This window comes from Nonomuraea jiangxiensis (genome assembly GCF_900099965.1).
In the GTDB taxonomy this organism is placed as follows: Bacteria; Actinomycetota; Actinomycetes; order Streptosporangiales; family Streptosporangiaceae; genus Nonomuraea; species Nonomuraea jiangxiensis.
The window spans coordinates 152,945-165,183 of sequence record NZ_FNDJ01000013.1 but is presented as its reverse complement, the minus strand read 5'-3'; the positions used below and the strand labels follow the sequence as shown (position 1 = coordinate 165,183).

Here is a 12,239-nt window from a genome sequence, read left to right as displayed (position 1 = left end):
GGACTAGGGAGTAGCCATGGGCCGAGGAAGAGCCAAGGCGAAGCAGACGAAGGTCGCTCGCCAGCTGAAGTACACCAACCACCACATCGACTACGACAGGCTCCGGCAGGAGCTCGGCGCAGACGAGCGTCATGAGGAGGCTACGCCGTCCGAGCAGGAGTCCGAGCGCGGGCGATGACGCGCATCAGCTTCGCGGGCGCGAGGGTGACATTCTTCAGCCGCCTGGCCTCCGGCCCCTGACCGGGCGCCGTGAGCTCCAGGCGGTGCAGCACCTCGCGGATGATGACGCGCATCTCCAGCAGGGCCGGCCGCGCACCCACGCAGAATCGCCGTCCCCCGCCGAACGGCATCCAGGACCTGCTCTGGCGCCCTTCCAGAAAGCGCTCCGGACGGATTTCCGCGGGCTCGGGGAAGGCGGCGGGGTCGTGGTGCACGAGCGGGATGTACGGCCCGGCGTACCAGCCGGCGGGGATCTCGTGGTCACCCGGTTCGAGCGGGGCGTCGAGCAGGCGCGGCGCCTCGTGGACGACTGGCCGGACGCGTAGCACTTCCTTGACCACCGCGTCGAGGCAGGGCTCGTCGTCCGGCAGCCGCCGCATCACCTCGGGCATGCGCACGAGCCGTTCGAAGGCCCAGGCCAGGCCGGTGGCGGTGGTCTCGTGACCGGCGACGAGCATGGTGATCAGCTCGTCGCGGATCTCCTGGTCGGCCGGCTCGGTCTCCAGCAGCCGGCCGAGCACGTCGGTGCCGCCCGTCGCGATCAGCCGGGGCAGCAGCCCGCGCGGCCGGGCGACGCGCCCGGCGTCCCTCATACCGAAAATCAGCCGGATGATGACCTCCAGCGTGATGTCCTGGAGCCGGTCGCGCAGCGTGGAGGGCCTGCCCAGCGGCCAGGTGGCGATCCGCGCCGCCGCGATCGCGGCGATGTCGTCGTGGGGGCCCGCGCCCTGATGCCGCAGTGGCTGCTCGACCCCTCGGCCACCCCCGACGCCCGCCGGGTCGTGGACACCCTCGCCGCCCTCCTCGAAGGTCCTCGACCAGCGATCGTGCGGGCGGCGCGGGGTCAGGCGGCGCAGGTGTCGTGGGTGGCGTCGAAGCCCTTGATCGCTTCCGTGTCGTCGGCCCGCTGCGGCTTGAGGCCCTTCCAGTCGTCGCCGACCACCAGCACCAGCCGGTTGGTCCGCGCCCCAGGGACCTGTCTCGTCGTGCTGCTCAGCAGGTCGCCGGTCAGGGTGGGCACCCGGGTCTCGCCGTTGGCGCCGTACATGACGGTGGTCTTCGGCTGCGGCTTCTTGGAGGAGTCGCCGATCTTGGCGATGTGGTAGCCGCGCTGCTCCAGGAAGGCCGCCACCTCGGTGGCCAGCCCGCTGCGCCAGGTGCCGTTGCGCAGCTCGACCTGGATCTGGGTCCGGCCCACCTTGGCCTGGCCGCCCTTGACGCCGTCGACGCTCTGGTCCTTGGCCACGATCTGGAACAGCTTGCCCGCCTGCGGCTGCACCCACTCGACCCGTCCCGGCTGGGTGAGCGAGTAGTGCCACGGGGTGGTGATGAAACGGATCCTCCCGGCGTCCAGGCCCTGCAGGCTGACCGCGAGGTCCTTCATGACGCCGGGCGTCAGGTCGGGGTCGGTGGTGACCGCCTTGGTGCCGGCGTCGAGGAAGGACAGCAGCTTGGCCGGGTTGGTGAGGGTTTCGCCGCTCATCACCTTCTTGACCATCGAGGCGATGAACATCTGCTGCCGCTGGATGCGCCCGATGTCGGAGCCGTCCCCCAGGCTGTAGCGGGCGCGTACGTAGCCGAGCGCCTGCTCGCCGTCGAGCGTCTGCCGCCCGGCCGGCAGGCGCAGCAGCGCCTTCTTGTCGTTCACCGGCGTCGGCAGGCACACCTGCACGCCGCCGACGGCGTCGACCATGCTCTTGAACCCGGTGAAGTCGACCTTCACGAAGTGGTCGATGCGGATGTGGGTGAGCGACTCGATCGTCTTCCAGGTGCAGCCGATGCCGCCGGAGTTGAACGACTCGTTGATCATCCCGAGGTGCGGCCGCTGCCCCGGCAGGGCCCCGCTGGCGCGGCAGGCGGGCAACTGCACGAGCGAGTCACGCGGGAAGCTGACGACCATCGCGTTGTCGCGCTTGGACGACACGTGCGCCAGCATGATCGTGTCGGTGCGCTCGCCGGTGATGTGGTGGCCGTATTTGGCGTTTTTGCCGTCGCGCTGGTCGGAGCCGACGATCAGGACGTTCATCGCGGTGCCGGCGACCTTGGGCGGCCGGGTGGCGCCGAGGTCGGCGGCGACGTCGATGTGCTTGATGTTGCCGTTGAGCTTGACGGCGACGCCCACCGCTATGCCCGCCGCCAGCAGAACGACGGTCACCGCGATCCCGATCCCCCAGCGCAGCCAGTGGCGGTGCCGCCGGGGTGGTGCGCTCGGCTCGGATGGCGGCGCGTCGACAAGCCCGCTGCTCACGTGACTCCAGAGGAACGAGGCCGAGGGCCGCCGCGTTGGCCAAGAGCCTCGCCGTACAGTTCTCGGCCGGTTGGACGAGCCGAGTTTACTGAAGTCCCACGGTGTCGTGGACGATGCCCCGCCACTCTGGGAGCTTTCACAGGAACGTGAGCGCCCCGGGCCCGTCAGCGCGTCAGGGCCGCGACCGGGGGGCGACCAGCCCCGACTCGTAGGCGAACACCACGAGCTGGGCGCGGTCGCGGGCATGCAGCTTGGTCATCGCCCTGCTGACGTGCGTCTTCGCGGTGGTCGGGCTGATCACCATATGGGCGGCGATCTCGTCGTTGGACATGCCGCGGGCCACCAGGGCGGTCACCTCGCGTTCGCGGTTGGTGAGCACGTCCAGTCCGGCCGGTTCCGGCTGGGGGCGGCGGGCGACGTACTCGCCGATCAGGCGGCGGGTGATCGCGGGGGACAGCAGCGCGTCGCCGCGGGCCGCCACCCGGACGCCCTGCAGCAGGTCGGCGGGTTCGGTGTCCTTGACCAGAAAACCGCCGGCGCCGGCCCGCAGCGCGTCGAAGACGTACTCGTCGAGGCCGTAGTTGGTGAGGATCACCACGTGGACCTCGCGCAGCCGCTCGTCGGCGGCGATCCGCCGGGTGGCCTCGATACCGTCCATCACCGGCATCTGGACGTCGACGAGCGCCACGTCGGGCCGGTGCTCCACGGCGAGGGCGACGGCCTGCTCGCCGTTCGCGGCCTCGGCCACCACCTCGATGTCCTCCTCGGCCTCCAGCAGGGCGCGGAAGCCGCCGCGGATGAGTGCCTGGTCGTCCACGAGCAGTACCCGGATCATGCGCTCTCTCCAGCAGGAAGCCGGGCGCCGTCGAGCGGCAGCTCGGCGCGTACGGTGAAGCCGCCCCCGGGCCGGGGCTCGGCGTGCAGCCGGCCGCCCAGCGCCGTGACGCGCTCGCGCATGCCGCGCAGGCCCACGCCGGGCACGGTCGACGCGGCCCCGCCGGCCCGGCCGTCGTCGTCCACCTGCACGACCAGCTCCTCGCCGCGGTAGTCCACGCGCACCGACGCCCGTGCCCCGCCGGCGTGCTTGGCGACGTTGGTGAGGGCCTCCTGCACGATCCGGTACGCGGCCCGGTCCACCTCGGGGGGCAACGCGCGGCGGACGCCGGAGACCGTCACCGTGGCCGGCAGGCCGGTCGAGCGGGCCCGCCGGACGAGGTCGTCGAGCCGGTCCAGCCCGCTCGCCCGCGGCCCGTCGTCCGGGTCGCCCGAGCCGGTCACGCAGCCCGAGCCGTTCCCGTCGCCGGGGTCGTCGCGCAGGACCTCCAGCGTGGCGCGCAGCTCGCGCATGGCATCGCCGCTGGCCTCCTGGATGGCCAGCAGCGCCGCGGGCACCTCCTCGCCGCGCTTGCGCGCGAGGTGGACGGCCACCCCCGCCTGGACCTTGATGATCGAGATGCTGTGGGTGAGCGAGTCGTGCAGCTCCCTGGCGATGCGCAGCCGCTCCTCGCCCGCACGACGGCGGGCCTCCTCCTCGCGGGTGCGCTCGGCCTCCACGGCACGCTGCTCGACCTGCTCCAGGTACGCCTGCCGGTGCCGGGTCATCACCCCCGCCACCCCGGCGGCCATGAACCAGCCGAGCAGCAACACCGTGCTCTGGACGAGGTTCTGGGTGTCCTGCTGGGCGGCGACCGCCAGGTTCGTCGCCAGGCTCACCCCCAGGAACACCGCGCCCGCCAGCGCCGACGCCACCCGGTATCCCGCCCTGGCCGCGCCGAAGACCGCCCCGATCACCGGGAACGCGGCCTGCGGCCCCGGCAGCGCGTGCACCGAGAAGATCAGCATGCCGAGCGTGCTGACGACCAGCGGCACCAGGGGGGCGCGCCGCCAGGCCACCAGTGCCACCGAGCCGATCAGGACGGCGACCAGATCCACGGCTCCGGCCCGCGGATTGGCCAGCACGGTGGACGTCTGCAGGGTGGCCACCACGGCGGCGAGCGCGGCGTCCAGGGCGAGCGGGCGCCATCCGTGCGGAGAGCTCATTCCTGCACATTAGATCCTGGACAGGACAACTCTCCTCCGCGCCAGGGCGTAAATCTCGCCTACTCCCCGCGTGGTACTCCCGCCGATCCTGCTCCACGGGTCGTACGGCAGGAGTCTCCCCGGGCACGACGACTTCTCACCAGGCGAAACACCACGATGTCCGGCATGGAGATGATTCGAGATCAGGCCGGATGATGGCCGGCTTCCGTTACGTCACGCCGGTGGAGCCCCCGGCGGCGACCGGCCGGGTCGCCCAGGTCTACGCGCAGTTCGCGGACGAGGTCGGGATGGCACGCATGCCGATATTCCTGACCTTGTCGCCCGCGCCGGAGGTGCTGGCCGCGACCTGGGCGACCCTTCGCGAGTCGCTGCTGACCGGGAACGCCCCCAGGACCGGCAAGGAGCTCGTGGCACTGGGCGTGTCGATGGTCAACAAGTGCCCGTTCTGCGTGGCCGCGCACACGACGTTCCTGCACGCGACCGGTGACCACCGGCTCGGCGAGGCCGTGGCCGGCGGTGGCGCGCCGGCCGACCCCGCGCAGGCGAGGCTGCTGGCCTGGGCCAAGGCGCGCGACGGCGGGGTCCCCCGGCCCTTCGCCGCAAAGCTGGCCCCCGAGTACGTCGGCACCGCGCTGGCCTTCCACTTCATCAACCGGATGGTCTCGGCACTGCTGACCGAGAACCTGCTGCCGGCCAACCTGCAGAACTCCCGCCTGGTCAGGAGCTTGGGTGGGCTGACGCTGGCCCGCAAGACCCGGCGGCGGACGGCGCCCGGCCGGAGCCTGCCGCTGATCGCCGGCCTGCCCGCGCTGCCTGAGCCCGCCTGGGGTGCGGGCACGCCGGCCGGGGCCGCCTACGCCGTGCTCGGCGCCGTCGCGGGGGCCGGTGCCGACCTGCTGGGCGAGGCCGCGCGGGCGGCCGTGGCGGGGGCGGTCGGGGCCTGGGACGGCTCGCATCCGCCGATGGGCGGGGACTGGCTGGACCGGCCGCTGGCCGGCCTGCCCGCCGGGGAGCGGGCCGGGGCCAGGATCGCGCTGCTCGTCGCGCTCGCGCCGTACCGGCTGACCGACGCCGACGTGGCCGCCTGGCGCGACTCCAGCCCGTCCATGACAGACGAGGACCTGGTACGGCTGTGCGCGTTCGGCGCCATGCGGGGCACCGAGCGCACCGCCGTACTCATCGGGGAGTCCTCCACCACCACGGAAACACCGACCTCGGGAGACAGATCATGACCGCGTCATCCGCACTCGCCGCCCGGCCCGCCCAGGAATCGTGGACCGTGCGGGCCCTGCGGGCCGTGGTGGTCCTGCACGTCATCGCGCTGCTGGCGCAGGCGGTGACCGCCGGGCTGCTGCTGTCCTCGCCCGGCGGCCGGCCGCTGCACCTGGCCTCGGCCATCGCCGTGACCGTCCTCGGCCTGCTCCACCTCGTCCTCGCGATCCTGGTCTGGCGGCCGGGCGGCGGGCCCGCCAAGTTCGTGCCGCTGGCCGCGTCGATGCTGGTGTTCACCGTCGTCGCGGCGGCGCTGGGCATGGCGCACGTGAAGGCCGTGCACGTGCCGCTCGGGGTGATGCTGTTCGGCGGCGGTGTCATGCAGCTCCAGCGGGTCATGTCCCGCCCCGCCACCGCATGAGGCCGACCAGGAGGGACGTGCTGCGGCTGGCCGGGCTCGGTGCGCTCGCGGCGGGGGCCTCCGGCTGCGGGCTGCTCGCGGGCACCCCGCAGCCGCAGCTGCTGGCCAGTGCCGCGCCCCTGCCCAGCCCGTACGCGGTGCCGCTGCCGATCCCCGAGGTGGCCAAGCCCGTACGGACCACGGGCGCGGTGGACTACTACGAGCTGGACGAGCGGGCCGCCGAGGCGGAGGTGCTGCCGGGACTGCGCACGCCGATCTGGGGCTACGGGGGGACGTTCCCCGGGCCGACCATCGAGGCGCGCAGCGGCCGGCCCATCGTCGTGAAGCTCGTCAACCGGCTCGGCGAGCCGACCGTGCTGCACCTGCACGGCGGGCACACCCCGGCCGAGTCCGACGGCTTCCCCACCGACCTGGTGGCCCCGGGGGCGGCCCGCGAGTACGCCTACCCGCTGCGGCAGCGGGCCGCCACGCTCTGGTACCACGACCACCGGATGGACCGCACCGGGCCGCAGGTATGGCGCGGGCTGGCCGGGATGTTCCTGGTGCGCGACGAGGAGGAGGCGGCGCTGCCCCTGCCCGGCGGGGAACGCGACCTGCCGCTGCTGATCTGCGACCGGTCGTTCGCGGCCGACGGCACCCTGCTGTACCCGGGGCTGGAGGGGCGGCCCGGGGTGCGGGAGGCGTACATGGGGGGCGTGCTCGGCGACGTGATCCTGGTGAACGGGGCGCCGTGGCCGGAGCTGCGGGTGGCCAGGGCTCGATACCGGCTGCGGCTGTGCAACGCCTCCAACGCCCGGACGTACGAGCTGGCGACCGGGGGCCCGATGATCCAGATAGGCACGGACGGCGGGCTGCTGGCCGCGCCGCGCACGGTGAAGGCGATCCGGCTGGCTCCGGGCGAGCGGGCCGACGTGGTCGTCGACTTCTCCGCTTACGAGCTGGGCCGGCGGGTGGAGCTGCGGAACCTGGCGGGGGAGGGGGCGCAGGGCCGGGTGATGCGGTTCGCGGTCGATCGGGACGAGGCCGACGACTCCGCCGTGCCGGCGCGGCTGGCCACGGTGGAGGCGCTCGACCCGGGCAGGGCCGCCGTGACGCGGGACTTCGAGTTCAGCAGTGGCGGCCTGCACGGGGGCACCGGCTGGCTGATCAACGGCCGGCCGTTCGATCCGCGGCGGATGGAGGCCAGGCCGAAGCTCGGCGACGTCGAGGTCTGGCGGCTGACCAGCGACGTGGCCCACCCGGTCCACCTGCATCTGGACCAGTTCCAGGTGGTGTCGGTCAACGGCGAGCGCCGGAGCGGGCCGCCGGAGTGGAAGGACACCGTCGAGCTGCGCGACGCGCAGACCGTCGAGATCGTCACCCGGTTCACCGACTACCGCGGCCGCTACGTGCTCCACTGCCACAACCTCGAACACGAGGACATGGCCATGATGGCCGCCTTCGAGGTGGTGTGACCAGGGCGTGGTCAGGCGGGCAGGCGGTCGGAGAGGGGCCAGACGTAGGCCAGGTCGTCCGGGTCGTCGCCGAAGAGCGGCCGGTAGTGCCCGGGGTCCTTGCGCAGGAGCGCGGAGCGGTGGCTGAGGTGCAGCGCCTCGCAGCCGAGCCAGGGCGGCAGCTCGCCGGCGGCGGCCAGCTCCGGCTGCCTACGCACGCCGGGGACGCCCCGGTGGCCGGCCAGCTCGCCGATCATCGTGGCGGCGCAGGTGTCCTGGCGGCCCGTGGCACACCAGCGGTCGCACACTTCGAGGCCGTAGCGGACCAGCGCCTCCTCGTAACCGGCCCACATCTTGGCGACGGGGTGGTGGCGCCAGCCGTATCCGGGGACGGTGAGGGCACGCAGCACCTGCAGGGCCTCGACCCGCTGCTTGCCCAGCCGCAGCGGGTCCAGGACCGCGGCCGTGGCGGCGAAGTCGGCATATGGCAGGAATGTTTGCATCGATACCTCGGCTGACATGCTCTTTCTCGCGGATCGTATAGACCGCCCGGTGACGGGCGTTCAAAATCAGGCCATGGACGACAGGTATGTCGGCGCCCGGACGCCCCGCCGGGAGGACGCCCGGCTGCTCACCGGCAAGGCCAGGTACGTGGGCGCCGTCCGGCTCCCCGGCACCGCCCACGCCCAGGTGGTGCGCAGCCCCGTCGCGCACGGCAGGCTGCTCGGCTGCGACACCGAGGCGGTCCGGGCACTGCCCGGCGTGCTCGACGTCATCACCCCCGCCGACGCCCCTGACCTGCGCCTGCCCTGCGTCAGCGTGGCGCCGGGCCAGCGGATGACGTCCTACCGGGTGCTGGACGACGAGATCAGGTACGCGGGCCAGCCACTGGCCGTCGTCGTCGCCCACACGCCGGAGGCCGCCAGGGACGCCGCCGACCTCATCGACCTGGAGCTGGAGGAGCTCCCCGCGGTCGTGGGCGCCGAGCGGGCACTGGCCGCCGGGGCCCCGCTGCTCTACCCGGAGCTGGGCACCAACGTCCTCACCGACTTCACGCTCGGCGACGCCGACTGCGCGGCGGCCGTGGCGGGGGCCGTGCACGTGGTGGAGATGACGTTCACCATGGGGCGGTGCTCGCCCTACCCGATCGAGCCGCGCGGCGTGGTGGCCTGCTACGACGGCGACGAGCTGACCGTGCACATCTCCTCGCAGGCGCCGCACCACGTACGCGAGCACCTGGCGGACGCCTTCCGGCTCGGGCACGACCAGGTGCGCGTCATCAGCCGCGACACGGGCGGCGGGTTCGGCGCCAAGGAGCACCTCTACCCGGACGAGGCCCTGATCTGCCTGGCCGCGCGGCGCCTGGGCCGCCCGGTGAGCTGGTCGGAGGCGCCGGGCGACCGGCTGACCGCCACGCTGGCCGCGCGGGCCGCCGTGCACCGGGGACGGCTGGCGCTGGACGGCGGCGGCCGGTTCGTGGCGCTGGACGTGGACGTCATCGGCGACCTCGGCGCCCATCCCGCCAACAACGGGGCCGCGACGTTCGCGGTGACGGCTACGATGATGCCCGGTCCCTACCGGTTCGACCGGGTCGCGGTCCGCGTGCGCGGCGTGGCCACGAACACCACCCCGGCCGGCTCCTACCGCGGCTTCGGCCAGCCCGAGGCCACCCTGACCAGGGAGCGGCTGATCGACGAGGCGGCCCGCAGGCTCGGGTTCGACCCCATCGAGCTGCGGCTGCGGAACATGCTGGGGCCCGGCGAGTTGCCGTACACGACGCGGGTTCACCAGCCCTACGACTCCGGCGACTACCCGCGGGCCCTGCGGACCCTGCGCGACCTTGTCAAGCCGGTCGAGCGGGACGACGGGCGCAGGCGCGGCATCGGATACTCCTGCCACGTGGAGACCACCGGCATGGGCCCGTCCACGGACCTCCGGGGCGCCGGCATCCAGGCGGGCGGCTACGAGAGCGTGGTCCTGCGGATGGAGCAGGACACGTCCGTGGTCGTGTCCTCGGGGGTGGTCTCGATCGGGCAGGGCATCGAGACGACGCTGGCCCAGCTCGCGGCCGACCGGGTGGGGGTGCCCATCGACCGCGTACGGGTGGTGCTGGGGGACACGGCGGCGACGCCGTACTCGGCGATCGGGTCTATCGCGAGCCGGTCGATGGCGGTCGGCGGCGGGGCGCTCGCGCGGGCCGCGGCCCGGCTGCGGGACAAGCTCGTGGCCATCGCCGCGCACCGGCTGGAGGCGGCCCCGGGCGACCTGGAGCTGGCGGACGGCGTCGTGCGGGTGAAGGGCGACCCGCGCGCTTCCGTGACGCTGCGGGAGCTGGCCACCTCGGCGTGGCGCGGCTGGGACCTGCCCGAGGGCGTCACGCCCGGCCTGGAAGAACGCGCCAGCTACGACCCGGCCGCCTACACCTTCGCCTACGGCGCGCACGCCGCGGCGGTGGCCGTCGATCCGGAGACGGGCGCGGTCGAGGTCGAGCGTTACTGGGTGGTCAACGACTCCGGCGTGCTGGTCAACCCCGCCGTGGTGGAGGGGCAGCTCAGGGGCGCCGTGGCGCAGGGCATCGGGCAGGCGCTGACCGAGGAGATCGTCTACACCGCCGACGGCCAGCCGATGGCCGACTACCTGCTGCCGACCGCGCGCGAGGTGCCGGACATCGAGGTGGTGATGTTGCGGACGCCCTCGCCGATCACGCCGGGCGGCATGAAGGGCTGCGGCGAGTCCGGCACGATCGGCCCGCCGGCCGCCGTCGCCAACGCGGTGGCCGCCGCACTGCCGGAGATCGCCGAACGGGTCACGGACGTCCCGCTCACCCCGCAGGCCGTCTGGTCCCTGCTGCGTACATGAGGAGACCGGCTGATCGGGGCCCGGGTGCCGGGATCGGCCGGTCGATGACCGGGGTCAGATGAGGTCCTTCAGCTCCTTGCCGGACTCGAAGAGCGCCTGCTCCATCGCTATCCTGCCGGCGGGCTTGGGCGGGTCAGGGCGTTGCGCGCGTTCCCGCGGACGCCGGGTGGCTTCGGGCCGGGCGCGTTCGGGGCGCGGGCCCTGGCGCGGCTCCTGGAGTGGCTCGGTGTCCATCGCGGGCTCGGGTGTGTGTTCGTGCGTACTGCTCATGGCAGAGTCCGTACCCCTGGCCGACGCGCCGCGCCGAAAAAAATCGTGATTTCTCGCCAAAGAATCGACCCAAAGCGGCTTCTCGTGCGTACAGCTTTCGACAGCCGCGTACGCCCATCCACAGGGAGCTCGTTTTGTTGAGCGAAATGCGCATCCGTTGTCCCTCGGCCCAGGAAAGGCATGCCATGACCACGCTGCCCTCAGCTCGACGGAGCAGCATGCGGCACGCGTGGCAGCTGCGCGAGGATCCCCGGACGGTCGGCCAGGCGCGCGCCGTCATTCGCCAGGAACTGTCCGCACTCGACCTTTCTTCGGACCTCATTGACGACGCCGTACTCATGGTGAGCGAATTGATCACCAATTCCCTCATGTACGGCGATGGTCCCTACGAACTCGTTCTCCACGTGGACGCCAAAGAGATCATGTGCGTGGTCGTGGACAGCAGCCCGATCCTCCCGGTCCCCTCGCCTCACGACGTGGGGGCCGAGCACGGGCGCGGGCTGCGGATCGTGGCCCGGCTCTCCGACGGGTTCTACGGCTGTCATCCCCAGCATTACGTCACCCACCCCGACCTGGTGGGCAAGGCCACCTGGTTCGCGCTCCCGCGCCGGGGCACCGCCGCCAACGTGGTGCCGCTCAGGGCCGGGAACTAGCTCCCACCACGGTGCCGCCCCGGCCGCGACCGGCGCTCCCGTGGCGGCCGGCGGGTGGCTGTCGTAGTGAGCGCGATGACGGAACGTGATCGCTCGGCCACGTCTCCAGGCCATTCATGTCCAGATTTGTGGCATTAATGGCCTGGAAGACGTGGTCTATCCCGCCGCCATACAGGCAGGCTGGAAGCATCACGGGGGTTGGAGGACGTTCACCATGTCAGTGCGGGAGAAGTCGGTCGCGGGCGTCGCCGTACCGGACACCAGGATCGCCGTCGAGGCCACCGAGCTGGTCAGGGACACCGCGCCCGAGCTGATCTACCACCACTCGCGGCGGGTCTACTGGTTCGGCAGCCTGCAGGGGCGCAACCGCGGGCTGAGCTTCGACCCGGAGCTGCTCTACGTCGGGGCGATGTTCCACGACCTGGGGCTGGGCGAGCGGTTCCGCGACAGCGGCCGGCGCTTCGAGGTGGACAGCGCCGACGAGGCCCGCCGGTTCCTGCAGAGCCGGGGCGTGCCGGAGGACAGCGTACGGCGGGTGTGGACGGCCATCGCGCTGCACACGACGCCCGGGATCCCGGAGTTCATGGAGCCCGAGGTCGCGCTGGTGACGGCCGGGGTGGAGTACGACGTCCTGGGGATCGGGTTCGACGACATCAGCGACGAGGAGCGGGCCGAGGTGGTGGCCCTGCACCCGCGCCCCAACTTCAAGCAGCGCATCCTGCGGGCCTTCACCGAGGGCATCGCGCCGCGGCCCGAGACCACGTTCGGCAACGTCAAGGCCGACGTGCTGGAGCACTTCGTGCCGGGATTCCGGCGCGGCGACTTCGTGGCGACGATCCAGGGCTCCGCCTGGCCCGAGTAGTCATGGCGGGCCGGCCTCGCAG

The 12,239-nt window shown here is 72.7% G+C and carries 14 protein-coding genes; 8 read left to right on the top strand and 6 right to left on the bottom strand.

Annotated features, from left to right (window positions below):
• Positions 1-16 precede the first annotated feature (16 nt).
• Positions 17-178, top strand: a complete 162-nt coding sequence (locus BLS95_RS59885) for a DUF3073 family protein (RefSeq protein ID WP_090937497.1) — start codon at positions 17-19, stop codon at positions 176-178.
• On the opposite strand, the gene BLS95_RS27950 is transcribed toward BLS95_RS59885, so the two are convergent.
• On the bottom strand, positions 141-812 hold the full coding sequence (locus BLS95_RS27950; protein WP_090937494.1) for a cytochrome P450: 672 nt from the start codon (positions 810-812) through the stop codon (positions 141-143). The two genes, BLS95_RS59885 and BLS95_RS27950, sit on opposite strands and share 38 nt — an antisense overlap.
• Before the next feature lie 16 nt (positions 813-828).
• On the opposite strand from BLS95_RS27950, the gene BLS95_RS59150 reads away from it, so the two are divergent.
• Complete coding sequence (locus tag BLS95_RS59150) at positions 829-951, top strand: hypothetical protein (RefSeq protein ID WP_281250043.1); 123 nt, start codon at positions 829-831, stop codon at positions 949-951.
• A gap of 112 nt (positions 952-1,063) precedes the next feature.
• Here BLS95_RS59150 and BLS95_RS27945 read toward each other — a convergent pair whose 3' ends face one another.
• The 3 genes from BLS95_RS27945 to BLS95_RS27935 all read right to left on the bottom strand — a co-directional run bounded on the left by BLS95_RS27945 (position 1,064) and on the right by BLS95_RS27935 (position 4,507).
• Positions 1,064-2,467 (bottom strand): LCP family protein, encoded by a 1,404-nt coding sequence (locus tag BLS95_RS27945; protein ID WP_090937491.1) that lies wholly within the window; start codon positions 2,465-2,467, stop codon positions 1,064-1,066.
• Positions 2,468-2,639: 172 nt separating this feature from the next.
• Positions 2,640-3,302, bottom strand: a complete 663-nt coding sequence (locus BLS95_RS27940; protein WP_090937488.1) for a response regulator — start codon at positions 3,300-3,302, stop codon at positions 2,640-2,642.
• Complete coding sequence (locus BLS95_RS27935) at positions 3,299-4,507, bottom strand: sensor histidine kinase (RefSeq protein WP_090937485.1); 1,209 nt, start codon at positions 4,505-4,507, stop codon at positions 3,299-3,301. Before BLS95_RS27935 ends, BLS95_RS27940 begins: the two co-directional genes overlap by 4 nt.
• A gap of 191 nt (positions 4,508-4,698) precedes the next feature.
• On the opposite strand from BLS95_RS27935, the gene BLS95_RS27930 reads away from it, so the two are divergent.
• The 3 genes from BLS95_RS27930 to BLS95_RS27920 are packed head-to-tail and all read left to right on the top strand — an operon-like array spanning position 4,699 to position 7,594.
• Entirely contained in the window at positions 4,699-5,739 is a 1,041-nt protein-coding gene (locus BLS95_RS27930) for a carboxymuconolactone decarboxylase family protein (RefSeq protein ID WP_090937483.1), read from the top strand.
• The gene (locus BLS95_RS27925; protein ID WP_218136010.1) at positions 5,736-6,140 is read left to right on the top strand and encodes a hypothetical protein; all 405 of its coding nucleotides are present in this window, start codon (positions 5,736-5,738) and stop codon (positions 6,138-6,140) included. Before BLS95_RS27930 ends, BLS95_RS27925 begins: the two co-directional genes overlap by 4 nt.
• Entirely contained in the window at positions 6,137-7,594 is a 1,458-nt protein-coding gene (locus BLS95_RS27920; protein ID WP_090937481.1) for a multicopper oxidase family protein, read from the top strand. The genes BLS95_RS27925 and BLS95_RS27920 overlap by 4 nt, the downstream gene beginning before the upstream one ends.
• 11 nt (positions 7,595-7,605) lie before the next feature.
• On the opposite strand, the gene BLS95_RS27915 is transcribed toward BLS95_RS27920, so the two are convergent.
• Positions 7,606-8,094 carry an MSMEG_6728 family protein gene (locus tag BLS95_RS27915; RefSeq protein WP_245765315.1) on the bottom strand — a complete coding sequence of 163 codons (489 nt, stop codon included), beginning with the start codon at positions 8,092-8,094 and terminating at the stop codon, positions 7,606-7,608.
• A 55-nt stretch (positions 8,095-8,149) separates the two neighbouring features.
• On the opposite strand from BLS95_RS27915, the gene BLS95_RS27910 reads away from it, so the two are divergent.
• Complete coding sequence (locus BLS95_RS27910) at positions 8,150-10,432, top strand: xanthine dehydrogenase family protein molybdopterin-binding subunit (RefSeq protein WP_090937475.1); 2,283 nt, start codon at positions 8,150-8,152, stop codon at positions 10,430-10,432.
• A gap of 54 nt (positions 10,433-10,486) precedes the next feature.
• Here BLS95_RS27910 and BLS95_RS27905 read toward each other — a convergent pair whose 3' ends face one another.
• Positions 10,487-10,702 (bottom strand): hypothetical protein, encoded by a 216-nt coding sequence (locus tag BLS95_RS27905; RefSeq protein ID WP_143043901.1) that lies wholly within the window; start codon positions 10,700-10,702, stop codon positions 10,487-10,489.
• Between the two features lie 218 nt (positions 10,703-10,920).
• Between BLS95_RS27905 and BLS95_RS27900 the strand changes: the two genes are divergently transcribed.
• Together BLS95_RS27900 and BLS95_RS27895 are read left to right on the top strand one after the other, a co-directional pair.
• Positions 10,921-11,355, top strand: coding sequence for an ATP-binding protein (locus BLS95_RS27900; protein ID WP_176993410.1), 435 nt, complete (start codon positions 10,921-10,923; stop codon positions 11,353-11,355).
• 214 nt (positions 11,356-11,569) lie between these two features.
• Positions 11,570-12,217, top strand: a complete 648-nt coding sequence (locus tag BLS95_RS27895; protein WP_090937466.1) for an HD domain-containing protein — start codon at positions 11,570-11,572, stop codon at positions 12,215-12,217.
• Positions 12,218-12,239: the final 22 nt, after the last annotated feature.

Bases quoted from the DNA above. Each gene is read 5' to 3' on its own strand.
- BLS95_RS27925 (WP_218136010.1), top strand. From the start codon at position 5,736: ATGACCGCGTCATCCGCACTCGCCGCCCGGCCCGCCCAGGAATCGTGG.
- BLS95_RS27910 (WP_090937475.1), top strand. From the start codon at position 8,150: ATGGACGACAGGTATGTCGGCGCCCGGACGCCCCGCCGGGAGGACGCC.
- BLS95_RS27905 (WP_143043901.1), bottom strand. From the start codon at position 10,702: ATGAGCAGTACGCACGAACACACACCCGAGCCCGCGATGGACACCGAG.
- BLS95_RS27915 (WP_245765315.1), bottom strand. From the start codon at position 8,094: ATGTCAGCCGAGGTATCGATGCAAACATTCCTGCCATATGCCGACTTC.
- BLS95_RS59150 (WP_281250043.1), top strand. From the start codon at position 829: ATGATGACCTCCAGCGTGATGTCCTGGAGCCGGTCGCGCAGCGTGGAG.
- BLS95_RS27920 (WP_090937481.1), top strand. From the start codon at position 6,137: ATGAGGCCGACCAGGAGGGACGTGCTGCGGCTGGCCGGGCTCGGTGCG.
- BLS95_RS27940 (WP_090937488.1), bottom strand. From the start codon at position 3,302: ATGATCCGGGTACTGCTCGTGGACGACCAGGCACTCATCCGCGGCGGC.
- BLS95_RS59885 (WP_090937497.1), top strand. From the start codon at position 17: ATGGGCCGAGGAAGAGCCAAGGCGAAGCAGACGAAGGTCGCTCGCCAG.
- BLS95_RS27950 (WP_090937494.1), bottom strand. From the start codon at position 812: ATGAGGGACGCCGGGCGCGTCGCCCGGCCGCGCGGGCTGCTGCCCCGG.
- BLS95_RS27930 (WP_090937483.1), top strand. From the start codon at position 4,699: ATGATGGCCGGCTTCCGTTACGTCACGCCGGTGGAGCCCCCGGCGGCG.
- BLS95_RS27900 (WP_176993410.1), top strand. From the start codon at position 10,921: ATGCGGCACGCGTGGCAGCTGCGCGAGGATCCCCGGACGGTCGGCCAG.
- BLS95_RS27935 (WP_090937485.1), bottom strand. From the start codon at position 4,507: ATGAGCTCTCCGCACGGATGGCGCCCGCTCGCCCTGGACGCCGCGCTC.
- BLS95_RS27895 (WP_090937466.1), top strand. From the start codon at position 11,570: ATGTCAGTGCGGGAGAAGTCGGTCGCGGGCGTCGCCGTACCGGACACC.